Here is a 23,213-nt window from a genome sequence, read left to right as displayed (position 1 = left end):
GCCAGCTGCAAGGCTGGAAAGAAAGAAGGAGAGCTGATGGAAGCCACCCGTGAAATCTACTGGAATGTCGGCCATGGCGTGGTGCTGCCCATGTATCTTCTGGCGATGGCTGCCTTCGGCCTGATGGCTTGGGGGGTCAGGCAACGTCTGGCCCACTGGCGGCAGGGAAAGCCGCTCAACCGGTTCGATCGCCCGCAGGAGAGGTTGCGGCGAATGGTCGGCGAGGTGCTGGCACAAAGCAAGGTCGCGCGCGTCCGCGAGGGCGGTGTCTTTCATGCCCTGTTCTTCTGGGGATTTGTGACCCTCTTTGTCGGCACCCTGCTGGTCATGCTGCAGGCCGACCTGCTGACACCGGTGTTCGAGTTCAATCTGCTGCAGGGCAGCTTTTACCTGATTTTCTCACTGGCGCTTGATATCGCCGGCGCCGTGGCCATCCTCATGCTGGCTGGCCTCTTCGTGCGGCGTTACCTGGTCAAGCCGGCCGGCCTGGAGACGAAGACCGAAGATCTCTGGCTTCACGGCCTGCTCTTCGCCATCCTCATCACCGGCTTCTTCATTGAGGGGGCCCGTATGGCCGCCACCGAACTGGTCTGGAATCCGGAGCTGGCCCGCTTTTCTCCCGTCGGTCTGCTCGTGGCCAAGGGGATGTCGGGGCTGTCACCACAGGGCCTCGGCACCCTGCACGTCTTCCTCTGGTGGCTGCATCTGCTGCTGGCTCTCGGTTTCATTGCGGCGCTGCCCTTCACCAAGCTCAAGCACATCCTCTACACCAGCGCCAACGCCTTTTTCGCCCCCCTGGAGGCCAAGGGCGCCATTGCCACCCTCAACCTCGAAGACGAAGAAGCCGAGCAGTTCGGCGCCGCTACCGTAGCCGATCTGACCTGGAAGGACCTCTTTGACGCGGACGCCTGCACCAGCTGCAAACGCTGCCAGGATCGCTGCCCGGCCTATATTACCGACAAGCCGCTCTCCCCCATGAAACTCATCGAGCAACTGGGCGAGACGGCGATTACCGGCAAGGATGCGCCGCTGGTCGAGGCGGTGGGGGAGGAGGCCATCTGGTCCTGTACCACCTGCCGCGCCTGCCAGGACATCTGCCCCGCCAACAACGAACACGTCAACAAGATTATCGAGCTGCGCCGCAATCTGACCCTGATGGAAGGCGCTTTCCCCGGCGACGAGGTGCGCACGGCCATCAGCAACCTGGAGGTGAACGGCAATCCTTTCGGGATGGCCTTTGCCGGACGCGGCGACTGGGCCGAGGGGCTCGATGTGGCCCGGGTGGGGGCGGGGGAGTCAGCCGACATTCTCTACTTCGCCGGCTGCTACGCCTCCTTTGACCAGCGCAACCGCGAGGTCGCCCGCAACTTCGTGCGCATCTGCCAGGCCGCCGGCGTCCGCGTCGGTATCCTCGGCAAGGACGAGAAGTGCTGCGGCGAACCAGCCCGCAAGCTGGGCAACGAATATCTCTACCAGATGCTGGCCCAGGAGAATGTCGAGACCCTTCAGGCCAGCGGCGTTGCCCGCATCGTTACCACCTGTCCGCATTGCTTCAACACCTTGAGCCGCGATTACCGCGATCTGGGGCTGGAGGTGGAGGTCGAACACTACACGACCTATATCCACCGTCTTCTGCTAGAAGGTCATCTTTTGCTGACGCCGGGGGCTGAACAGGCCTGTACCTATCACGACTCCTGCTACCTGGGGCGCTACAAGGATATCGTCAGCGAGCCACGGGAGGTGCTGAAGGCGGCAGGCTGGCAGGTGACGGAGATGGACCAGGCCGGGCTCGACAGTTTCTGCTGCAGCGCCGGCGGCGGCCGCATTCTGGCCGAAGAGAAACTGGGGTCGCGCATCAATGTGACGCGGGTGCGGCAGGCGGCGGCCACGGAGGCGCCGATTCTGGTCAGCAACTGCCCCTTCTGTCTGACCATGTTCGAAGACGGCATCAAGACCTCAGATTGCGAAGACCGGCTTAAAGTGCGCGACTTAGCCGAAATTGTTGTGGAAAGGATAGGAGGATAGCCATGAAATTACTGGTATGCATCAAGCAGGTTCCCGACCTGGAGTCCCGCTTCAAGCCGGCCGCCGACGGTCTCTGGTTTGACGAAAACGACCTGGCCTGGCGCCTGAACGAATACGACGAATACGCCGTCGAACAGGCGGTGCAGCTCAAGGAACAGCTGGGGGGCGAAGCGGAGCTGACCGTCCTCTCCATCGGCCCCGACCGGGTGGTGGAAGCGATCAAGAAGGCCCTGGCCATGGGGGCCGACAAGGCGGTGCATGTGCAGGACATCGCCGCGCATCAGAAGGATCCCTGGCAGATCGCCTCCACTATCGCCGCCTATGCCGGCGAGCAGGGGTTCGACCTCATTTTTACCGGCATGCAGTCGCAGGACCGGGGCTCGGCCCAGGTCGGGGTGCTGGTGGCGGAGCTGCTCGGCCTTGCCAGCGCCACCACCCTGGTGGGCTTCAGTTACGCTGACGGCGTCGTCCAGGCCAAGCGTGAGCTCGAAGGAGGGATGAAGGGGCTGGTTAATCTGCGCCTGCCGGCTTTGGTTACCTGCCAGCTCGGCCTGAACACTCCCCGCTATCCGACCCTGCCCAACATCATGAAGGCCAAGAAGAAGGAGATCCGGCCCATTCCCGTCGCTGAACTGTTGAGGGAAGAGCCCCTGGCGCCGACGACCTCGTTTTATGCGCCGGCCCGTAAGGGCGGCGGCCTTGTGCTGGAGGGCGAGCCGAGCGAGACGGCGCTGAAGCTGGTGAACATCCTCAAAGAGAAGACTGCGGTGCTGCGCTAGCAGCCGGAACCAAGAGGGGGATTCTATGAAAGCACTACTGGTCTGTGAAGTTCGCGAGGGCAAACTCCTCGATTCGAGTTATGAGCTGATGACCTTTGCCGACAGGCTCGGGGCTGAGAAGGTCGCCGTGCTGGTCGGCAGCGAGGGCACCGCGCCCCAATTCGACGGCCGTGTCTATCTGGTCGATGCGGCGACGCTGGGTGAGTACAACCCGGCCGCCCACAAGGCGGCGGTGCTGGCGGCGGTGGCAAAGGAAGAGCCGGATTACGTCGTCCTCTGTCATTCGTCCTACGGCTGGGATCTGGCGCCGCGTGTGGCCGCCGCTCTCAAGGTCGGGCAGGTGACGGAGATTGTCGCTATCGCCGACGGCGGTTTCGAGGTGGGTTGCTGCAACGCCAAGATGCGTCGCCAGGTCAAACCTGCCGGGGCAAGGGCGGTGCTGACGGTGCAGGCGGGTGCTTTTGCCGCGGCGCCGCCGCAGGGAGCGCCGCGTATCGAGCAGCTTGAGGTGTCGGCTGACGGACAGGGCCTGACCTTTAAAGGCTATGAACCCGCCGAGGCCAAAGCCGTCGATCTGGCCCGGGCCGAAATCATCGTCAGCGCCGGGCGCGGCATCGGCAAGAAGGACAACGTCGCCGTCATTGAAGCGCTGGCCAAGGCGTTTGGCGGCGAGCTGGGCGCCAGCCGTCCGGTGGTGGACGCCGGCTGGGTCGACCACAGTCGCCAGGTCGGCACCACGGGGCAGACCGTCTCGCCCAAGCTCTACGTGGCCTGCGGCATCTCGGGCGCCATCCAGCATCTGGCCGGCATGAAGAAGTCGGACTTCGTTGTCGCCATCAACAAGGACAAGGACGCCCCCATCGGCGAGGTGGCCGACGTCCTGGTGGTGGCCGATGTCCTGCAGTTCGCGCCGGTGCTCACGGCGGCGTTGCAGAAATAGGCGGCGGCCATGGAACAGGGCCTGGTGCAGGTTTATACGGGTAACGGCAAGGGCAAGACCACGGCGGCGCTGGGGCTGGCCCTGCGGGCCGTCGGGCGCGGCTTCAAGGTCTGCATGGTGCAGTTCATCAAGGGGGGCGGCGAATACGGCGAACATGAGGCCGCTCGCCGCCTGGCTCCCCTGCTGACCATCCACCAGACGGGGCGCGATAACTGGATCTTCAAGGACAAGCTCGACCCCGAGGATATCCGCATTGCGCAGGAGGCGCTGGCGCTGGCGCGGCAGGCCCTCACGAGTGGCGACTATGACCTGGTCATCCTCGACGAGATCAACGGCGCCGTCTGGTTCGGTCTGCTGTCGGTGGAGGACATTCTCGACCTGATGGCGGCGCGACCCGCTACCGTTGAACTGCTGCTGACGGGCCGCAGCGCCGACCCGCGCGTCATCGAGGCGGCGGATCTGGTCACCGAAATGACCGAGGTTAAGCACTACTACCAGCAAGGGGTGCCGGCCCGCGTCGGCATTGAAAAATAGCGCCAACTCCGACGGGAAAGGGGGAATGCAAGGTGGATTTGACTGGGGATCTTAAAAAACACGCCAAAAGTCTGGGGTCAGACCTGGTCGGGGTCGCCGATCTGGCCCTGCTCCAAGGCATCGCTACCGAGCCTGCCGACCTGCTCGCCCCCTACCGCTACGCCATTTCCATTGCCGTCAAACTGCCCCATGCCGTTTTTGAACAGCTCACTGACCGGCCAACACCGCTCTACGCCCAGGTTTATCTCAACGCCAACGCCTTGCTCGATCAGATTGCCCTGCGCCTGTGCGCCCATATCGAGAGACAGAAGTATGCCGCTCTGCCCATACCGGCCTCGCAGCCTCTTGATATGACCGTATTTCGCTCACACCTCTCCGCCAAGGCCGTGGCCAACGCCGCCGGTCTGGGCTGGCAGGGCAAGAGCCTGCTCATCGTTACGCCAGAATACGGACCGCGTGTGCGCCTGGTGACCGTCCTGACGGATATGCCCTTGACCGCCGATAAGCCACTGAAAAATCGCTGCGGAGCTTGTACCTGCTGCACGGAGGCCTGTGTGGCCGGGGCCATCCGCAATGTTTCCACGGATTTCCACTATGCCAGCCGCGAGGAGGCCCTCGATTTTCAGAAGTGCGCCGACAAGCTGGTCAAGGAGTTCAGTCAGATGGAGAACATCGGCAAGCCGATCTGCGGCCTCTGCATCAAGGTCTGTCCCTGGGGACGAAAGCTGAAGGGGAGGCGATCACAGAGCGAGGCGCAGAATCCGGCCGGCTAGTCCACAGATAACTATAATGCGCTTGAGAGAACATCAAAAAAACATGTTGAGGCAGACAGATAGCCGCAAAAGTTAAAGTGAATTTTCATTTGAGTCAACCGCAGTGAGGGGGGAGGGCACATGAACATTGAACTGACCGAAGAGCAGAAGCTGATCCAGGATACGGCCCGGGATTTTGCCCGCAACCAATTGGAGCCCGTGGCTGCCAGGCTCGACCAGGACAAGGACCGCGACACCTTGCTGGGCAACCTCAAACAGCTGGCCGAACTCGGCTTTATGGGCCTGAATATCAAAGAGGAATACGGCGGCTCGGAGGCCGGCGTGGTTGCCTTCAGCGTGGCCATGACAGAGATCGCCCGGGCCTGCTCCTCGACGGCGGTGACGGTGTCGGTGAACAACATGGTCTGCGAGGTCATCCAGGCCATCGGTTCCGAAGAGCAGAAGCAGAACTACATTCCTAAAATCTGCAGCGGTGAATACGCCGCCGGCAGCTTCGGCCTGACCGAGACCTGTGCCGGTTCCGATCCGTCCGGCATGACGACCCAGGCCGTGCGGGACGGTGACCACTACATACTCAATGGCTCCAAGATCTTCATCACCAGCGCGCCCTATGCAGGGGTCTTCGTGGTCTGGGCGGTCACCGACAAAGAGGCGCCCAAGGGCAAGGGCATCAGCTGCTTCCTGGTGGAGGCCGGCACGCCGGGCCTGCTCATCGGCAAGGAAGAGGAGAAGATGGGGCAGCACGCCTCGGCGACCAATGAACTGATCTTCCAGGATTGCCGGATACCCGCCTCGGCCCTGATGGGCAAGGAGAACGACGGCTTCCGCATCGCCGTGGCCGAGTTGGCCGGCGGCCGCATCGGCATTGGCTCCCTCGGCCTCGGCGTCGGTCTGGCGGCCATGGACCATGCCTCGCGCTATGCGACGGAGAGGGTGCAGTTCGGCCAGAAAATCAGCCACTTCCAGGCGATTCAGTGGATGATCGCCGATGCCTACACCGAGCTGGAGGCGGCCCGTCTGCTGCTGATGAACGCGGCCTGCCGCAAGGAGCAGGGCCGGTCCTTCGCCAAGGAAGCCTCCATGGCCAAACTCTTTGCCACCGAAGCGGCCAACCGGGCCTGCTATCAGGCCATGCAGATGCTGGGGGGCTACGGCTACACGAAGGACTATCCCATCGAACGCTACGCCCGCGACGCCCGCATCACGACGATCTACGAGGGTACCAGCGAAATCCAGCGGCTGATTATTTCCCGTGAAATTCTGCGAAACCTGGCCGCCTAAATTAATTAACGGAGGGGAACTATGAGTAAAAGCAAGCGCATCACGGTACAGCAGGCCGCCGAAATCATCAAAGACGGCTCCAGTCTGACCTTCTCCGGTTTCACCATCTGGCGCCGACCCTTCGCTGTCGTCTTTGAGCTCATTCGGCAGCAGCGCAAAAACCTGCATCTCATTGAGGTCAACGGCGGGCCGCAGACGGAATTTCTGGTGGGGGCGGGTTGCGTGGATATCTGGGAATCCTGCTGGGTAGGGCACGAACTCTACGGCAAATACGGCGCCAACCTGTCGCGCAAGGTGGCCGAGAAGCAGATCCTCGTCGAGGACTACAGCCACGCCGAAATGATGTTCCGTTTTGCCGCCGCCGCGGCCGGAGCACCCTATGCGGTGACGCAGACTTCCCTGGGCACGGATATTCACAATCCGGCCTACGACACTCTCGGCCAGGCGGGCCGGCGCGACGGCAAGCGCATCGCCAAACACAAATACCTCTTCACCGAGGATCCCTTCTTCGACGGCGGTCAGCTGGTCCAGGTACCGGCGGTTAAAGTCGACGTGGCCCTGCTCTGTGTGCAGCAGGTGGGGGAGGAGGGGACCGTGCGGGTCAGCGGCCAGTACTATTCAGACCCCGAGGCCGCCCGCGCCGCCGACATCACCATCGCCGTGGCCGAAGAGATCGTGCCGGAGGAATACCTGCGCCGCCACGCCGACCAGAACACCATCCCCAGTTTCGAGGTCGACTACATTGTCGAGTGCCCCTTTGGTGCCCATCCCACCGGTATGTTCGGCAAGTACGACGTGGACGGGGCTTTCCTGAAGAATTTCTACAGCGGTACCCGCACCCAGGAGGGCTTCGACGCCTTTGCCAAGGAATGGATCCATGGCCTTGATCACACAGGTTACCTGGAGAAGCTCGGGTGGGCGCGCATGCTCAAACTGCGCGCCAACACCGCCATGAATTACAGCCCGCGCGAGAAGAAGGGAGGAAACTGATATGAGCGACTTTGCATCCCCCGACGAATACGGGCTGGCCGACCTGCTGTGCTGTGCCGCCGCCCATGAGGTGCAGGATAACGAAATCGTCTTTGCCGGCACCGGCCTGCCCATGGTCGCCATCATGCTGGCCCAGCAGACCCATGCCCCCAACCTAAAGCTGATTTTCGAGGCTGGCACCCTCGACGGCCGCCCGCCGGAAATACCCACCTCCGTCGGCGACGCCCGCTGCGAAATGGGCGCTTCCCGTGCCTCCGGTCTCTACGACGCCTTCAGCATCGCCCAGCGAGGCTACGTCGACCTCGGCTTTCTCGGCGGCGCCGAAGTCGACCAGTACGGCAACGTCAACACGACCTGCATCGGCGATTATCTCGACCCCGAACTACGTCTGACCGGCAGTGGCGGCAACCCCGACATCAACTCCTTCGCCAGCCGCACCGTCTTCATCATGGTTCACGAAAAACGCCGCTTTGTCGAAAAGGTAAGCTACATCACCAGCCCCGGCTGGCGCGTGAAGAAATGGCCTGGCGGCGAGTTCGTGCACCGGCGCGAATTGTATGGCGCCGCCTATCGTGGTGGCCCTTCGGCCATTATCAGCACCCTGGGCGTGTTCCGCTTTGACGAGGAGGACGGGCACATGTATCTCGACACCTGTCACCCCGGCAGCACGCCGGCCCAGATTCAGGAGCAGTGTCAGTTCGACCTTGATATCTCGCGGGTCAAGGGCGAAACGGCGGTGCCGACACGGGAAGAGTTGCGCCTCATCCACGACGTGCTCGACCCGGACGAGATTTTCATCCCCAAAGCCAAAAAATAAGTTGACGCGATGGCCTGATGAAGCGCCCACCCAATGAGGGTGCCCCACCAGCCCATGCCCCTTTGCTCCTTCTTCGGAAGGAGCATTTTTTTTGGTTTTTTCCGGTTGGTGGTCACTGCAAGGCAGGGGGCGGTGAGAAGGTCGCTTCATGAGGTCATCCGGCATTTCGACATCAAATATCAGGGATTTCCTGACTATACATAAAAATTCAGCCTGTTAAGATGGGGTGGTTTTAACCCATACCCTGCCGCTCAGTTCCACCTGTCTGCTCGCCAAAAGAAACCTGGAGGTCAATCCATGGTTGATCATCTTGTGTTCGAACGATATCGCTGGTTCGATGCCCAGATTCGCAACGACAAGTACCCCAACGCTAGCAGCCTCGCCCGACAATTCGAGATCTGTCAACGCACCGCCCAGCGCACCATCGAGAAGATGCGAGACAGACTGGGGGCCCCGCTCGAATACGATGCCGCGCGCAAGGGCTATTTCTACCCCGAAAGCAGTTTTTCCCTGCCGCAATTGCTCGTTTCACAGAATGAATTACTGGCGATTCTTCTGGCCCGGAATCTCCTTTCCCAAAGCGCCGGCGGCATTATCAGTGAGTCAATAGCTTCTTTCGGTAAAAAACTGCTGGGCCAAACCGGCGAATTCGGGCTCGGCGAAAAGCGATTGGGTGAAGCCTTTTCGGCCATCTGGAACGGCTATTCACCGGCAGACGGCCAGGTTTTTCAAACCATCGCCACAGCCCTGCTTCAACCACACACCCTCGCTTTTCGTTACTATTCCCCCGCCCGCGACCAATGGAACGAACGGACTGCCGATCCCTATCATTTGCAACATTACAATGGCAGCTGGATACTGCTGGCCTGGTGTCATCTGCGCCAGTGTTGGCGAAAATTCAGCTTGTCACGGGTCGAAATGGTGAAATCGACCGGGCAGACTTTCATCCCTTTGCCGAAAGACCAGTGGTGGTCTCAGGTACAAGGAACCTACGGCATTTTTCAAGACGGTGAAGTAAAGGCGGTGCTCCTGCGATTCTCCCCCTTCCGTGCGCGCTGGCTAAGCCGGGAGCTTTGGCATTCACAACAGGAAACCTGGGCGGAGCCGGATGGAACGCTCTATATGCGCCTGGCCGTCGCCGATTTCCGCGAAATCAAGTTGCGGATCATGCAATACGGCGCCGATGTCGAAGTGCTCGAACCGGCCGAACTGCGGGCTGAAATTTTAACGGAAATCGGGCGGATGTACGATTTGTACAAAAAATGCGAAAAATAAATCGCGCCTATGACAGTAGATGTCGCAGGTGGTGGGGTAATATGCACTGCAAGCCACATTGGGTGTTTTGATTGCCCCCGAATTATTGCGCTTCTGTGGCTGGCTAGCCCAATAACTCGTTAACAATTTTGATTTATTGTTAGATAATTTTTGCGATAAAGAAAAAATATGAATCATCTAACGTTATATAACACACAAAAGGTTTAGGGGCATGACAAGTTCATAGGACACTTTCTATAGTCCTGTTTCTAGTCATGACACTAAAAGTATTAGGTATATGATTGAATTTTATGCACGCAATGGCCAAACTGTTGCAAATCATCTTGAATCCGTTTCAAAAATTTGTGGTTCATTGACTGAGAAAATTGGTGAGTACGAAACTGGGGAGCTACTCGGTCTTCTTCACGATTTTGGTAAATATGGTGGTGATTTTCAGTCTTACATAAAATCTGCCACAGGAATTTTTAATCCCGATATCGACAAGGAATATGTCGACGCCAAGGGCTTGAAAGGAACAATCGACCATTCAACCGCCGGTGCTCAGTGGATTTGGCGATATTGCCGCAATTACGGCGCCAGAGGAAAACTCATTGGCCAAATTCTCGCGGTCTGCTTAGCTTCGCACCATGGTGGCTTGATTGATTGTCTGAATCCGGACGGAGAAAATGTTTTTCTTGCCAGAATGGAGAAGGCCGAGGATAAAACCAACCTCAATGAATGTATTCTAAGTGCCGATTCTCAGCTTCTGGGTAGATTGACCGAACTGGCTTCCCCGGGTTTATTGCAAGCTTGTCTGAAGCAGGTTTCGGCGCTGCTATCCGATTCCGAGTCAAAACTTGTCGGGTGGTTCATGGTCGGTCTTTGGACGCGCTTTCTTTTTAGTTGCCTGATTGACGCCGACCGCATCGACAGTGCCGATCATGAAAAGCCCGAATACAAATCAGTCAGGCAAAGTAAGCCGATCGAGTGGCAGGCCGCGATCGCGCGGATGGAAGAAAAACTGGCCGACATCCCGATCAAACATGACATTGACCATCTGCGACGTCATATTTCCGAGCGATGTAGAGAACGGGCGGGAGGCGATCAAGGTATCTACTCGTTGACCGTGCCGACTGGCGGCGGCAAGACCTTCGCCGGCATACGCTTCGCCCTCCATCATGCCCATCGTCACAAGTTGGAACGCATCATCTGCATCATTCCCTACACTTCTATCATCGAGCAGAACGCCGAAGAAATCCGCAAACTGATCGAACGAGGGGGAGATGAACGGCCGTGGGTGCTGGAGCACCACTCGAACCTGGAACCGGAGGTGCAGACCTGGCAGAGCAAGCTGGTCAGCGAAAACTGGGATGCCCCGATTGTCTTCACCACGATGGTGCAATTCCTCGAAACCCTCTTTGGCGGCGGCACCCGTGGACCCCGACGCATGCACCAGTTGGCAAAGACGGTGCTGGTTTTTGATGAAATTCAGACCCTCCCGATCAACTGCGTCCATCTGTTCTGCAATTCGCTCAACTTTCTAACCGAGTATGCAGGAACCACTGCTCTTCTTTGTACCGCCACTCAACCTCTTTTGCATCAGCTCAAGAATTCGGAAAAGGGGCAACTAACGCTTCCGCCGGAAAATGAACTGGTCGAAGATGTCGGCAACCTGTTTGAAAAGTTAAAGCGGGTCGATATTCGTAACCGGATCAAGCCGGGCGGCTGGTCTGAAGAGGAGCTTGCCGAGCTGGCATTGAATGAATATCGGGGCAAGGGCAGTTGCCTGGTAGTCGTCAACACGAAGGACTGGGCACGTCGTCTTTATACATATTGTTCTCGGCACCTGGATTCCGAAAGCATTTTTCATCTCAGTACCGGCATGTGTCCGGCCCATCGAAAAGAAAAACTTGCAGTGATTAAAGACCGGCTTAAGAAGAAACTGCCGGTCCTCTGCCTCAGCACCCAATTGATCGAAGCGGGTGTTGATGTCGACTTTGCATCTGTTATCCGCTTTCTTGCCGGCCTCGATTCCATCGCCCAGGCTGCAGGTCGCTGCAACCGCAACGGTGAGGCGGAAACCGCCGAGGTTCATGTCGTCAACCCCGCTGAGGAGAAAATCGAGCAGTTGGTCGATATCCGCGAAGGACGCGATATCGCTCAGCGTGTTCTCCATGAACAGGCAGATGGCAATATGCTTTCGCCGGAAGCGATGAGTCTTTATTTCTCCTATTACTTTTATCGCCGCGCGGAAGAGATGGTCTATAAGGTGAGTGCGCGGGAGGCCGGTCGCGCCGACAGTTTATTGAATCTGCTCAGTGACAATCACAATAATGTTGGCGTGACTCAGGGGCTGGCGCTGCGGCAATCGTTCAAGACTGCCGGAAAGATTTTCAAGGCCATCGATGCGCCGACGGAGGCCGTCATTGTTCCCTACGGCAAAGGGGAGGATCTTGTCGCCAATTTGTGTGCCGAAAGCGATCAGGGTAAGGTGCGCGAACTGCTGCATGAGGCGCAGCAGTATAGCGTCAACGTCTTTCCGAACGTCTGGAGAAAGTTGATGGCAAAAGGCGCCGTTGTACCGATACACGGCGGGGATTTCCACTATGTCAATGAGTGTTATTACAGCAAGGAATTTGGGTTGTCGACGGAGCCCGTCACAGGGCTTAAGCCACAGATTTGCTAGAAAGGGGGTTTCATGAAGAACAGCATCAGTTTCAAAGTGTGGGGGCGGTATGCGCTATTTACCGATCCGGTGACCAGGGTCGGCGGAGAGAAGTGTTCCTATCACGTCCCGACCTACGAAGCGATCAAGGGGGTGCTCAAATCGATCTACTGGAAGCCGACGCTGATTTGGCATGTCGACAAGGTGCGGGTGATGAAGCCGATTCGGACCCAAACCAAGGGGACCAAGCCGCTGGTCTGGGGTGGGGGGAACAGCCTGGCGATTTACACCTTTCTGCACGATGTCGAATATCAGGTATTGGCGCATTTCGAGTGGAACGAGCACCAGAAGGATTTGGAGAAAGATCGTATCGAAGGAAAACATTTCAATATCGCCAAGCGTGTGCTGGAGAAAGGGGGGCGGCAGGACATATTCCTGGGAACGCGTGATTGCCAAGGATATGTCGAACCCTGCGAGTTCGGTGAAGGTGAGAGCTCTTATGAAAATATTGACGAACTCAGTTTCGGACTGATGTTCCATGGTTTCGACTACCCCGACGAGACCGGGGAAAATGAACTCCGCAGCCGTCTCTGGCGGGCGACGATGCGCAAGGGGGTTCTCGAATTTCCGCGCCCGGAAAAATGCGATGCCAATCGGTTCATCCGCAAGATGCTCCCGAAGCAATTTGGACTGGGTGAAAATGTTCTGGCCGTGGAGCAGGAGGAGGCGTTGCTATGAGCTGGCTGGCGAAGTTGTACGAAACCTATGAGGTCGGGGTTGCGCTTGATCTTCCCACCGAGCAAAAGCTGATGCCGGTCAGTCATACCCTTCAGAATGCACACATCAAAATTGTCATCGACGGTGACGGAAAATTTCTTCGAGCAGAGGTTCTGGAAAAGATTCAGGTGGTACTGCCGGCCACGGAAAAGTCGGCTGGTCGTAGTAGCGGTGAAGCACCACACCCCCTGGCGGACAAACTGCAATATGTAGCCAAGGATTATCCAGATTACGGCGGCCGGAAAAAACCATATTTCGCTTCCTATGAAAAACAACTGCGGCAATGGTGTGAGTCCCCTTACGCTCATGCAAAGGCCGTTGCGGTTTATCGATACATTCAAAAAGGGCGAGTGGTCGCCGACCTGATCCAACAGCATATCCTGCACGTTGGAAATGATGGAAAACTCATGGCTTGCTGGTCAGGCTCGGAAGGCCCCGCGCCGTTTATTTTCAAAGTTCTACCAACTCTGCCCAAAGAAAAGCGTGTTGAAAAGGATAGGCCAGAAGTTGAGCAGGGCGATGCTCTGGTCTGTTGGCAGGTAGAGCAGGCAGGCGAATTACGAGCCGAAACTTGGCTGGATACCTCGTTGCACGAAAGCTGGATTCAATTCGAAAGTTCAGGGGAGGGTAAGACGGGTCTTTGTTTTGTTGCAGGTAAAGAGCATGTGCTGGCGACCAACCACCCTGCAAAACTGCGCCATACAGGAGATAAAGCAAAGCTTCTCTCTGCTAATGATTCATCCGGATTCACCTTCAGGGGGAGATTTACCGAAGCTGACGGCTGTCAGGCTGCTGGCGTGAGCTATGAGGTAACCCAAAAGGCCCACAATGCTTTGCGCTGGTTGATCAACAGACAGGGGTTCCGCAACGATGATCAGGTCTATGTTGCCTGGGCCGTTTCGGGAAAGCCAATTCCAGACCCGCTGAAGAGCTCATTTGACCTGCTGGAAGAACCACTGGTCTTTGAGGAGATCGTTGACGATGAGCCCGTAGGAAAAATCGACCATGCTGTCGACCTTGGCGCATCCTTCGCGGTGAAATTCAATAATTATCTCAGAGGCTATCGTAGCAAACTGGACCCGAATGAGCAGATCATTGTCATGGGAATCGATTCTGCGACGCCGGGGCGGATGAGTGTCATCTACTATCGCGAACTCCTTGTCAGTGAATTTTTCGAGCGTCTGAAAAGCTGGCATCTGCAATTTGCCTGGCCACAACGACATTCCATCGAAGTCGAGGCCAGCGGAAAAGGCAAAAAGGCTCAGAAAAAAACCACTTGGCCGGTCAGTTCGCCTGTTCCACGTGTTATCGCCGAAGCCGCTTATGGCGATGTCTTGAAAAGCAACGGTACCCTGAAAAAACACCTGCTCGGTCGTCTCATGCCGACTATTGTCGACGGCCAGCCCTTTCCACGAGACATCATGGAATCGGCAAGGCGCAGAGCGAGCAACCGAAATAATTGCGAACCTTGGGAGTGGGAGCGAAATCTGGGTGTTGCCTGCGCTCTTTATCGAGGGTTCTATCAACGACAACCCGTACAGCAAAGGAGGGTGTATTCCATGTCACTGGAAGAGGACAGAACAACAAGAGACTACCTTTATGGGCGTCTGCTGGCGATTGCTGAGCGGATAGAAAGCGTGGCCTTGTCCGTGGCCGGTGAAAGTCGGCCGACGACGGCAGCGAGACTGATGCAACGCTTCGCTGATCGGCCGTTTTCTACCTGGCGAAATATCGAACTGGCGCTGCAACCATACATGCAGAGGCTCCAGAGCAACCGCGCCGGCTTTCTCACAAATATGAAAAAAGAATTCGATACCGTCACAGGGTTGTTTAAAACCGGTGAGTTTGAGCAAGATAAAGCATTATCCGGCGAATTTCTGCTCGGCTACCATTGCCAGAGAATGTGCTATCGCCAACAGAGTCATGACGAAACCATTGCCACCGATAAGGGAGAGTAAACCATGAGCCTCGAAAACAAGATCGACTTTGCAATCATTTTCAGCGTGAAAAACGCCAACCCCAACGGTGACCCGCTCAACGGCAACCGCCCTCGTACCGACTACGACGGTTTTGGTGAGGTGTCAGACGTTTGTCTGAAGCGCAAGATTCGCGACCGTATGCAGGATGCCGGTCATGCGGTCTTTGTCCAGTCGGACGAGAAGAAGACTGACGGCATGCCCAGCCTGAAAGCTCGGGCCGAGGATGCAACGCACGGACTTGGCAGGGATGCCTTCAACAATAAGAAAACCCCGCCGGAAAAGGCCGGGAAAATGGCCTGCGAAAAATGGCTCGATGTCAGGAGTTTCGGGCAACTGTTCGCGTTCAAAGGCGAAGAAAAAGACGGAGTGTCAATCCCCATTCGCGGACCAGTGTCTATTCAGTCGGCTTTCAGTGTTGAGCCGGTCAGCATCACCAGCACCCAGATCACCAAAAGTGTCAGTGGCGAAGGCGACGGCACGAAAAAAAGTTCAGATACGATGGGGATGAAACACCGTGTCGATAAAGCCATCTATGTAACTTTCGGCAGCATGAACTCCCAACTGGCCGAACGAACGGGCTTCAGCAACACGGATGCTGAAATAATCAAGAGCGTGCTTCCAAGACTGTTCGAGGGAGATGCTTCTTCCGCTCGCCCCGAGGGGAGCATGGCGGTCGAAAAGGTCATCTGGTGGCAGCATAACTGCAAGGCCGGCCAGTATTCTTCGGCCAAGGTTCACAAAACCTTGAAGACGGTGGCGCCTGATGGATCATACGTTCTTGAGAATCTCGACGGATTGGTGCCTGAGGTGATTGCGGGGTTCTGACTTATGCTTCGGCAACGCCTTGATCACAAACTCTTCGAGCTGATCGACATCCGGCGCAACTTCCGCACCAAAGACCCTGTGCACGCGTTCAAGGATTAGGACGTGACGGTTGGACAGGCTCCTGCCGGGGGGCGATCATCATGAAGTTGTCGCGCCTTGGCGGGGAGGGGACAAAATGGCTCTGCCCATGAATTCAGATCGTGGCAATTTATCACAGGTTGCTGGAACTTGAGGAACATGATCCCCGAATCCGACTACATCATGCTCTCGGCCCTGCAGCATTACCAATTCTGTCCGCGCCAGTGTGCACTGATCCATATAGAACAACAATGGGCAGAAAACCGTTTTACTGCGGAAGGCAAGGTGTTACACGAAAGGGCTGATAGTAAAAAAAGCGAATGGCAGGGAGACGTGCGAGTCGTGCGTTCCCTGCCAATTTGCTCGCATCAAAATGGATTGATTGGTAAGGCGGATGTGGTGGAGTTTCATCCGGATGGTAGTGTACTTCCTGTGGAATACAAACGTGGACGGCCCAAAATCGACCGGTGCGACGAGGTGCAACTTTGTGCTCAGGCACTGTGTTTGGAAGAGATGCTGAATGTCACCATTGCGAGCGGTGCCCTATTTTATGGGCAGAAACGCCGTCGTAGGCAGATCGCTTTTGATCAAAATTTGCGTCACCTGACAGGTGACATTATCCAGAAAACCCGACAAATGATCGACTCGGGGCGAACGCCCACCGCACAGTACGATAAGAAATGTGACTCCTGTTCGCTATTGAGCGTCTGTTTGCCAAAAACCTGTGGAAGGGCGCGATCGGTGCGCCGCTACCTGTCCGGCATGGTGAGGGGGATTGATGAGGAAAATGCTGAACACCCTATATGTGACGACCCAGGGTGCTTACCTGCATAAGGAAGGTGAAACCGTAGTCGTCAAAGTCGAGCGAGAAAACCGCCTGCGCCTGCCGATCCACACCCTAAGCTCCATCGTCTGTTTTGGTCAGGTAAGTTGCAGCCCATACTTGCTTGGCCACTGCGCAGAGAAGGATGTCTCTGTCAGCTTCATGACCGAATATGGCAAGTTCCTTGCGAGAGTGCAGGGGCCGGTGTCGGGCAATGTGTTGCTGCGACGCGAGCAGTATCGCCGGGCGGATTGCGATCAGTCCTCGGCTCGACTGGCACGGATGTTTGTTCTCGGTAAGGTTGCCAATGCCCGGCGTAACATCCATCGAGCCCTGCGTGACCATTCGGACAAAGTTGCAGCAGCTGGCATGGAACAGGCATGTAAGACTTTGGCGCATTACACCAAACGATTGCTTCAGGAAGAGATTTTGGACAGCGTCCGTGGCATCGAGGGCCGCACTGCAAGGGATTACTTTGACCAGTTCGACCACCTGATTGTTGCCCAAAAAGAAGATTTTGTTTTTATCGGACGTAATCGACGTCCGCCCCTCGACCGGGTTAATTGCCTGCTCTCATTTATATACAGTCTTCTATATCACGATGCCCGTTCTGCGCTGGAAACTGTCGGGCTTGATCCAGCGGTTGGTTATCTGCACCGGGACAGGCCGGGTCGACTTGGGTTGGCTCTCGACTTGATGGAGGAGTTCCGTCCCATGCTTGCCGATAGGATGGTTCTGTCATTGATTAATTTGGGCCAAGTTAAAAAGAAAGGCTTCACAACTACCGAATCGGGTGCAGTCTTGATGGATGACGACACCCGCAAAGCTGTATTGGTTGCGTATCAGAGACGTAAACAGGAAGAAATTGACCATCCTTTTTTGCAAGAAAAAATCCCGGTCGGGATGCTGTTACTCGCCCAGGCGCAACTTCTGGCCCGTTATCTGCGAGGGGACATGGATGATTATCCGCCCTTTTTGTGGAGATGAGTCATGATGGTGCTGGTCAGTTACGATGTTTCAACCATCGATCGCAAAGGAGCGAGGAGGTTGCGGCGGATTGCAAAAATTTGCCAGAACCATGGTCAACGAGTGCAGTATTCCGTGTTCGAATGCCTTGTCGACCCGGCTCAATGGACTTTTTTGCGGCAGCAGCTGGTAGAAGTGATAGATGAGGGTCAGGACAGTCTAAGGTTTTACTTTCTCGGGGCTAACTGGCAGAAGCGGGTCGAGCATATTGGTGCCAAGCAAGCATTGGATCAGGAAGGGCCGCTGATTATATAGCGAACCTAAAGCAGTTGAGCTTTTCCTCAGGGGTTCGCGTAGCCATAGATCTTTGAAAATAGAAGATAAATCTGAATGGTTGCCTAGAGGTGGATATTTTTTTGTGACATTAGGAAGGGGTTCGCAAAAAACAGGAAAGAAACATAGTGTAAACATGCTGTTAGCAGCATGCAGTCGCCCCCCGCGTGGGGGCGTGGATTGAAACGGAAGTATCTTGCCATTTCCACCTCCGGCGAAAAGTCGCCCCCCGCGTGGGGGCGTGGATTGAAACTGTATGTTCTCATTCGTCGCTTGATTGAGCTTGCGTCGCCCCCCGCGTGGGGGCGTGGATTGAAACTGGTGGGTAGGCTCGATTTTGTACTTCAAACTTAGTCGCCCCCCGCGTGGGGGCGTGGATTGAAACCTGGAACGTCGAGCAGTCGGGCGCAGAAATTACCGTCGCCCCCCGCGTGGGGGCGTGGATTGAAACTGATCTGTGCCTAGGTATTATCACTCCTGATGAGGTCGCCCCCCGCGTGGGGGCGTGGATTGAAACAAGCACCTTGTGCAAGGTATTGTTTATCACCAGAGTCGCCCCCCGCGTGGGGGCGTGGATTGAAACAAGATGGTCAAGCGGCTTTTTTAAGTCGTTGGCCGTCGCCCCCCGCGTGGGGGCGTGGATTGAAACTCCGTAAAGATCATCGTATTCAGTGAATTTAACCGTCGCCCCCCGCGTGGGGGCGTGGATTGAAACATTGGATGGTTAGGCGTGAAAGGATCTGAGATGGCGTCGCCCCCCGCGTGGGGGCGTGGATTGAAACATGGCCCGCTGGTATCAGCTGCAGGATGACGCAGGTCGCCCCCCGCGTGGGGGCGTGGATTGAAACTTCTGGACTACAGTCCTTCCACCCATGTGCCGCAGGTCGCCCCCCGCGTGGGGGCGTGGATTGAAACGCCGATTGAGTTTGGAGCTACCAACCCGTTATAAGTCGCCCCCCGCGTGGGGGCGTGGATTGAAACAATCCAGATCGGCTTAGGCGTCAAACCTCGAGAGCGTCGCCCCCCGCGTGGGGGCGTGGATTGAAACCCTGTCGTGTGAACAAGCGATGCGAACCCAGGTAGTCGCCCCCCGCGTGGGGGCGTGGATTGAAACAAAAAGTCAAAAGTGTAGTACTCGCCGCAATGTGTCGCCCCCCGCGTGGGGGCGTGGATTGAAACATCGATAAAACGATAGACGGTACAACGGTGACACGTCGCCCCCCGCGTGGGGGCGTGGATTGAAACACCAAAACGCAGACTATCGGTATATCCCCGAAGAGGTCGCCCCCCGCGTGGGGGCGTGGATTGAAACTCGTGGGCTTACTGTTTCTGCCTTTATTCGGCAAGTCGCCCCCCGCGTGGGGGCGTGGATTGAAACTGTGATATCTTCGGGACTTGCTTCAGAGGAAATCGTCGCCCCCCGCGTGGGGGCGTGGATTGAAACAGGCTACACAGCAACCGGAACATTTGACCCCTCATGGTCGCCCCCCGCGTGGGGGCGTGGATTGAAACAAGCAACGGATTGAACATCCTAGACATAGACTCAGTCGCCCCCCGCGTGGGGGCGTGGATTGAAACGATCTAAGCAACTTGAATTCCGTCTTTTAGCGACGTCGCCCCCCGCGTGGGGGCGTGGATTGAAACTTGAGAAGAACGTTCTTATCATTAGCAATATCGAGTCGCCCCCCGCGTGGGGGCGTGGATTGAAACGTTCGGCATACGCCTCACCCTTTAAGGTATCCGGTCGCCCCCCGCGTGGGGGCGTGGATTGAAACACCAAAACGCAGACTATCGGTATATCCCCGAAGGTCGCCCCCCGCGTGGGGGCGTGGATTGAAACTCGACAAAACGATAAACAGTACACCGGTGACACGTCGCCCCCCGCGTGGGGGCGTGGATTGAAACCTGCCCTCATCCGTCACCATCATCAGCTTTGCCGGGTCGCCCCCCGCGTGGGGGCGTGGATTGAAACATCTTGTTTAAACTATACTATACCCATTGGGGACGTCGCCCCCCGCGTGGGGGCGTGGATTGAAACACATATCAGCAGACAACAAAAAAGCCCTCACCTCGTCGCCCCCCGCGTGGGGGCGTGGATTGAAACATCTTTAGCCTGTCATGGGCAAGCAATGCGTTTAGTCGCCCCCCGCGTGGGGGCGTGGATTGAAACATAAAACGGCAATATCCCCACGCTAAATGGAATAACGTCGCCCCCCGCGTGGGGGCGTGGATTGAAACAATTCAAGAGGCTCCGCGATATGCGCCTGATAAAGTCGCCCCCCGCGTGGGGGCGTGGATTGAAACCCAGGGGTCAACGCTCAAGGTTTTGTCTGTTATGTCGCCCCCCGCGTGGGGGCGTGGATTGAAACTCTATCTTTTGCGAGATTCCTTCGCATCCTACATGTCGCCCCCCGCGTGGGGGCGTGGATTGAAACTATGTTGGCCTTGACTTTAACATCGGAGGGACATGGTCGCCCCCCGCGTGGGGGCGTGGATTGAAACAGTCATCATTTTAACCCCCCTTGATTAAATGTTTGTCGCCCCCCGCGTGGGGGCGTGGATTGAAACTCAGTCAGTAAACTGTCAACCTCTTCGACAGCAGGTCGCCCCCCGCGTGGGGGCGTGGATTGAAACTCCTTATTTTTGAGCTTTTAAAAAAGCGACCTTAGTCGCCCCCCGCGTGGGGGCGTGGATTGAAACTATGGCCTTCATACAACCGCAGGTTAGGCCGACCGTCGCCCCCCGCGTGGGGGCGTGGATTGAAACCAGCCCCGGAAAATAAGGGACACTCCCCGGTTTTTCCTTCGGAGGCCCCAGCTTCCTAGACTTCAATGGCTGATTCAGCTGAAATTCCAACATATCAATGAACGATTCCGACCCAAATGGCCTTCCGGAGTTGGTGGCTCTGCGGATGGTTTTGTCGGGCTCATCATCTTCCAAACTCACAAATTCTGTGTACGCGCTCTGCTCCTGTGAGAGCATTGTTGTGGCGCAGGCTGTTCACGCCTAACCAATGCGTCAACGCGGCTTGCTTTTTCCGCTGGCGCACCAGAGGCAACTGGTTACGCCTGAGTTGTGCCCCGATAATATGGGGAGTGTCCCTGGTTTTCTCTGGTTTTGGTTAGTTCTTAACGAACATCTTCAATACTCAGGTTTTTCCGCGCCCCGGCTGACCCCGTTTGGATCTCATCCCCCACACATTTGCCGATGAGGCTTCGCCCCAAGGGGGAGGCGGGGGTGATCACGACGATTTCACCGGAAGCACAGGTAATCCTGAGGCCACCGGCTTCGGGGCCGATGAAGACCTGCCGGCGGGCGCCGTCCTCGTCCTCAAGAGTGACCAGGGCCGTCAGGCGGATCGGCGTGTTGTCGTCAAACGTTCTCGGCTCCAGCTTGCTGTAAATGGCGAGGGCTGCGCGGATGTCCTGGGCACGGTTCGCCTGTCCCTGGGCGATGTACGAAGCTTCCAGGGCGGTGGTGTCATATTTGTTGTCCGGCTGACATTCTGCATGGGTCGCCGCCGCATGGGCCGCGCGGGCGGCATGGGAAAACACGGCGAGATCCGCCTGCAGGGCAGCGATAATATGCTTTAAAAGCTGGTGCTTGTTCATGAAATCTGTGTCTTTGGCGTAGGGTGCGGGCTGGCGATCAGGAAAGGGCCACCAAAATCATTCGGCGTTTTTTTTGCAGCAGCCGCAGGCAGGTTTGGATTGCACCATCTCATCAATGGTCTGTTCAAAGGCTTGTTCCAGGTCCTGGACAATGGGGGCGAACTGATTTTCTGTGAGGCCGCCGCCGCAGGCCGGGCAGGTGAAGTAAGGCTGCTTGAACCAACTCAACGGACGGTGGATGGTGTCACGGCAGTAAGGGCATTCGAGAGCAACATGTTCTTCGATGGTCACGGGGTTCTCCTGGATTTGGTTTATAGGCGGTGGGAGAATACCAGAAATCTTGACAGATTTCAGCACTCTTTGGGTTTGTACAGTTTGCGCTCCCGCAGCCACTCGTTGAACAGGCCGATGGCGCAGCCAACACCGGCCTCGACGCTGATGGCGACCACCGGGCAATTGCTGGCGCAGGCACCGCATTCCATGCAGGCGTCGCGGTCAACGATGCTGGCCTTTCGGTCGGCGATCCTGAAAACATGGTGGGGGCAAACTTCTCCGCAACGGCCACAACCGATGCAGGCCGAGCGGTCAAGGTCCAGGGTGACCACATCCTTCAGATAGCGAAATCCCTTCATTGTGTCCCCTTAGCCCACGAAGCGACTGATGCCGAGCAGGAGAAATCCGAGCGTAAGTGAAGCCCCCATAAGCGGGATGCCCAGGCGCATCTCTTTTTTGACCCCTGAGCGAGAGGTGTAGGTCGTGCATCCGGTGAAGTTGAGGCCGTGATAGGCACTTACGGCCGGCAGAATGAGCAGGGCTGCCGCCGTTGGCAGCAACGAGCCGTTGACCCCGATCAGGAAGGGATAGCCGAGTGCCCAGAGCAGACCGACTGTGGCCCCTTTAATGGCGAAACTTCGGGTGGGCAGCCAGGGCAGGAGCAGCGGCACCAGAGCCAGGCCGCAGAGCGCTGCGCCCAGGTAGGCGCCGAGAGCGATCAGGGCGGTCGTGAGACCACCGAAGACGAGGCCTGTCAGAAAGACGCCAGCCGCGATAATCGCCAAGGTTTTGAGTTCAAGCACGATCTCGACGGGGATCAGCACCAGCCGATCAGTGAGCGAAAACTTCAACTCCCGCATGGCGGGGGAGGTGACCAGGCCGTTTTGAAGGAACTGCGGCAGATCACGGGCATAGATGGCGGCGTAGATGACGGTGAAGCCGCACTGCTGAAAGACCTGGTGGGCGGCGATACCGGGGGCCCCGAGAATGGGCAGGAGCAGGTGGCGGTGGCTGACCACCTGGGCGAGTTGCGAAGAGACGACGCGATGCACCAGCTCCTCGGTGCCGAAGGTTTTTTTGCCAGCGGCGCACCAGACGTTGATGCCGTGGGTCTCCAGGACCAGCAGCCAGGCATGGTGGCCGGCCAGGGATTGGCGCACGAGGTCGTAGGTCATCTTGTAGTTGGCGGTGACGACAACGGGGGACTCGGAAGTAGGGGACCCTATGGCGTAGAGACCCGGTGGGATGATGTAGCGCATGCGGCCGATGCCCCAGCGAATTTTGCAGGCGCCCCAACGGTCTGCCCAGGTCAGCCTGCTTGCTATGCGGGGTACTTGGCCACCAGGGGTTTGAAGCCAGTCGATAAAGCCCGGCACCTCTTCCGTAATAATCCCACCCACGGCGGGATTGCGTGGACCTCAGCAGGGCGGTTGGTCGGGGCTGTTGCTTTCTGGCGGTTCACAGACGTGGGCCTGAGGCGTGACCATTTT

19 protein-coding genes, 1 pseudogene and 1 CRISPR repeat array are annotated in these 23,213 nt (G+C 57.2%); of the genes and pseudogenes, 16 read left to right on the top strand and 4 right to left on the bottom strand.

Annotation, left to right across the window (positions count from 1 at the left end):
• Positions 1-36: 36 nt before the first annotated feature.
• The 16 genes from AOP6_RS08835 (at position 37) to cas2 (ending at position 17,821) form a co-directional block, all read left to right on the top strand.
• Entirely contained in the window at positions 37-2,025 is a 1,989-nt protein-coding gene (locus AOP6_RS08835; RefSeq protein ID WP_155876384.1) for a heterodisulfide reductase-related iron-sulfur binding cluster, read from the top strand.
• A 2-nt stretch (positions 2,026-2,027) separates the two neighbouring features.
• Complete coding sequence (locus tag AOP6_RS08830) at positions 2,028-2,804, top strand: electron transfer flavoprotein subunit beta/FixA family protein (RefSeq protein WP_155876383.1); 777 nt, start codon at positions 2,028-2,030, stop codon at positions 2,802-2,804.
• A gap of 25 nt (positions 2,805-2,829) precedes the next feature.
• Positions 2,830-3,744, top strand: coding sequence for an electron transfer flavoprotein subunit alpha/FixB family protein (locus tag AOP6_RS08825; RefSeq protein WP_155876382.1), 915 nt, complete (start codon positions 2,830-2,832; stop codon positions 3,742-3,744).
• Positions 3,745-3,753: 9 nt separating this feature from the next.
• Positions 3,754-4,278 carry a cob(I)yrinic acid a,c-diamide adenosyltransferase gene (cobO, locus tag AOP6_RS08820; RefSeq protein WP_155876381.1) on the top strand — a complete coding sequence of 175 codons (525 nt, stop codon included), beginning with the start codon at positions 3,754-3,756 and terminating at the stop codon, positions 4,276-4,278.
• A 32-nt stretch (positions 4,279-4,310) separates the two neighbouring features.
• The gene (locus tag AOP6_RS08815) at positions 4,311-5,051 is read left to right on the top strand and encodes an epoxyqueuosine reductase (protein WP_155876380.1); all 741 of its coding nucleotides are present in this window, start codon (positions 4,311-4,313) and stop codon (positions 5,049-5,051) included.
• Between the two features lie 120 nt (positions 5,052-5,171).
• Positions 5,172-6,332: an acyl-CoA dehydrogenase family protein gene (locus AOP6_RS08810; protein WP_155876379.1), complete on the top strand. Its 1,161-nt coding sequence runs from the start codon at positions 5,172-5,174 to the stop codon at positions 6,330-6,332.
• A 21-nt stretch (positions 6,333-6,353) separates the two neighbouring features.
• A complete protein-coding gene (locus AOP6_RS08805; protein WP_155876378.1) occupies positions 6,354-7,322 on the top strand; it encodes a CoA transferase in 969 nt (322 codons plus the stop codon).
• Between the two features lies 1 nt (position 7,323).
• A complete protein-coding gene (locus AOP6_RS08800) occupies positions 7,324-8,139 on the top strand; it encodes a CoA-transferase (protein ID WP_155876377.1) in 816 nt (271 codons plus the stop codon).
• A 297-nt stretch (positions 8,140-8,436) separates the two neighbouring features.
• Entirely contained in the window at positions 8,437-9,414 is a 978-nt protein-coding gene (locus AOP6_RS08795) for a WYL domain-containing protein (RefSeq protein ID WP_155876376.1), read from the top strand.
• 277 nt (positions 9,415-9,691) lie between these two features.
• Positions 9,692-12,079, top strand: coding sequence for a CRISPR-associated helicase Cas3' (cas3, locus tag AOP6_RS08790; RefSeq protein WP_155876375.1), 2,388 nt, complete (start codon positions 9,692-9,694; stop codon positions 12,077-12,079).
• Between the two features lie 12 nt (positions 12,080-12,091).
• The gene (cas5c, locus tag AOP6_RS08785) at positions 12,092-12,796 is read left to right on the top strand and encodes a type I-C CRISPR-associated protein Cas5c (RefSeq protein ID WP_155876374.1); all 705 of its coding nucleotides are present in this window, start codon (positions 12,092-12,094) and stop codon (positions 12,794-12,796) included.
• On the top strand, positions 12,793-14,793 hold the full coding sequence (gene cas8c / locus AOP6_RS08780; RefSeq protein ID WP_155876373.1) for a type I-C CRISPR-associated protein Cas8c/Csd1: 2,001 nt from the start codon (positions 12,793-12,795) through the stop codon (positions 14,791-14,793). The genes cas5c and cas8c overlap by 4 nt, the downstream gene beginning before the upstream one ends.
• 3 nt (positions 14,794-14,796) lie before the next feature.
• On the top strand, positions 14,797-15,639 hold the full coding sequence (gene cas7c / locus AOP6_RS08775) for a type I-C CRISPR-associated protein Cas7/Csd2 (RefSeq protein WP_155876372.1): 843 nt from the start codon (positions 14,797-14,799) through the stop codon (positions 15,637-15,639).
• Positions 15,640-15,879: 240 nt separating this feature from the next.
• Complete coding sequence (gene cas4 / locus AOP6_RS08770; RefSeq protein ID WP_155877685.1) at positions 15,880-16,551, top strand: CRISPR-associated protein Cas4; 672 nt, start codon at positions 15,880-15,882, stop codon at positions 16,549-16,551.
• Positions 16,496-17,527 (top strand): type I-C CRISPR-associated endonuclease Cas1c, encoded by a 1,032-nt coding sequence (cas1c, locus tag AOP6_RS08765; RefSeq protein ID WP_155876371.1) that lies wholly within the window; start codon positions 16,496-16,498, stop codon positions 17,525-17,527. The genes cas4 and cas1c overlap by 56 nt, the downstream gene beginning before the upstream one ends.
• Before the next feature lie 3 nt (positions 17,528-17,530).
• A complete protein-coding gene (gene cas2, locus AOP6_RS08760; protein WP_155876370.1) occupies positions 17,531-17,821 on the top strand; it encodes a CRISPR-associated endonuclease Cas2 in 291 nt (96 codons plus the stop codon).
• 173 nt (positions 17,822-17,994) lie between these two features.
• Positions 17,995-20,605: a CRISPR direct-repeat array (repeat unit 32 nt; unit sequence GTCGCCCCCCGCGTGGGGGCGTGGATTGAAAC).
• 362 nt (positions 20,606-20,967) lie between these two features.
• On the opposite strand, the gene AOP6_RS08755 is transcribed toward cas2, so the two are convergent.
• The 4 genes and pseudogenes from AOP6_RS08755 to hgcA all read right to left on the bottom strand — a co-directional run.
• Entirely contained in the window at positions 20,968-21,450 is a 483-nt protein-coding gene (locus AOP6_RS08755; RefSeq protein WP_155876369.1) for a GreA/GreB family elongation factor, read from the bottom strand.
• A gap of 57 nt (positions 21,451-21,507) precedes the next feature.
• Positions 21,508-21,741 (bottom strand): hypothetical protein, encoded by a 234-nt coding sequence (locus tag AOP6_RS08750; RefSeq protein WP_155876368.1) that lies wholly within the window; start codon positions 21,739-21,741, stop codon positions 21,508-21,510.
• 59 nt (positions 21,742-21,800) lie between these two features.
• A complete protein-coding gene (hgcB, locus tag AOP6_RS08745; protein ID WP_155876367.1) occupies positions 21,801-22,082 on the bottom strand; it encodes a mercury methylation ferredoxin HgcB in 282 nt (93 codons plus the stop codon).
• Between the two features lie 9 nt (positions 22,083-22,091).
• Positions 22,092-23,159, bottom strand: a pseudogene (gene hgcA, locus AOP6_RS08740) (mercury methylation corrinoid protein HgcA); the annotation flags it as partial.
• Positions 23,160-23,213 lie beyond the last annotated feature (54 nt).

This window comes from Desulfuromonas sp. AOP6 (assembly GCF_009731355.2).
Classification (GTDB): domain Bacteria; phylum Desulfobacterota; class Desulfuromonadia; order Desulfuromonadales; family SZUA-540; genus SZUA-540.
Note: the sequence above shows the minus strand (reverse complement) of the source record. Positions and strands in the feature narration are given on the sequence as shown.

Excerpts from the sequence above, each read along its gene's own strand:
- hgcB (WP_155876367.1), bottom strand. The coding sequence starts at position 22,082 with ATGAAGGGATTTCGCTATCTGAAGGATGTGGTCACCCTGGACCTTGAC.
- AOP6_RS08755 (WP_155876369.1), bottom strand. The coding sequence starts at position 21,450 with ATGAACAAGCACCAGCTTTTAAAGCATATTATCGCTGCCCTGCAGGCG.
- cas2 (WP_155876370.1), top strand. The coding sequence starts at position 17,531 with ATGATGGTGCTGGTCAGTTACGATGTTTCAACCATCGATCGCAAAGGA.
- AOP6_RS08830 (WP_155876383.1), top strand. The coding sequence starts at position 2,028 with ATGAAATTACTGGTATGCATCAAGCAGGTTCCCGACCTGGAGTCCCGC.
- cas7c (WP_155876372.1), top strand. The coding sequence starts at position 14,797 with ATGAGCCTCGAAAACAAGATCGACTTTGCAATCATTTTCAGCGTGAAA.
- cas5c (WP_155876374.1), top strand. The coding sequence starts at position 12,092 with ATGAAGAACAGCATCAGTTTCAAAGTGTGGGGGCGGTATGCGCTATTT.
- AOP6_RS08805 (WP_155876378.1), top strand. The coding sequence starts at position 6,354 with ATGAGTAAAAGCAAGCGCATCACGGTACAGCAGGCCGCCGAAATCATC.
- AOP6_RS08800 (WP_155876377.1), top strand. The coding sequence starts at position 7,324 with ATGAGCGACTTTGCATCCCCCGACGAATACGGGCTGGCCGACCTGCTG.
- cobO (WP_155876381.1), top strand. The coding sequence starts at position 3,754 with ATGGAACAGGGCCTGGTGCAGGTTTATACGGGTAACGGCAAGGGCAAG.
- cas1c (WP_155876371.1), top strand. The coding sequence starts at position 16,496 with ATGAGGAAAATGCTGAACACCCTATATGTGACGACCCAGGGTGCTTAC.
- AOP6_RS08835 (WP_155876384.1), top strand. The coding sequence starts at position 37 with ATGGAAGCCACCCGTGAAATCTACTGGAATGTCGGCCATGGCGTGGTG.
- AOP6_RS08810 (WP_155876379.1), top strand. The coding sequence starts at position 5,172 with ATGAACATTGAACTGACCGAAGAGCAGAAGCTGATCCAGGATACGGCC.
- cas8c (WP_155876373.1), top strand. The coding sequence starts at position 12,793 with ATGAGCTGGCTGGCGAAGTTGTACGAAACCTATGAGGTCGGGGTTGCG.
- AOP6_RS08795 (WP_155876376.1), top strand. The coding sequence starts at position 8,437 with ATGGTTGATCATCTTGTGTTCGAACGATATCGCTGGTTCGATGCCCAG.
- cas3 (WP_155876375.1), top strand. The coding sequence starts at position 9,692 with ATGATTGAATTTTATGCACGCAATGGCCAAACTGTTGCAAATCATCTT.
- AOP6_RS08825 (WP_155876382.1), top strand. The coding sequence starts at position 2,830 with ATGAAAGCACTACTGGTCTGTGAAGTTCGCGAGGGCAAACTCCTCGAT.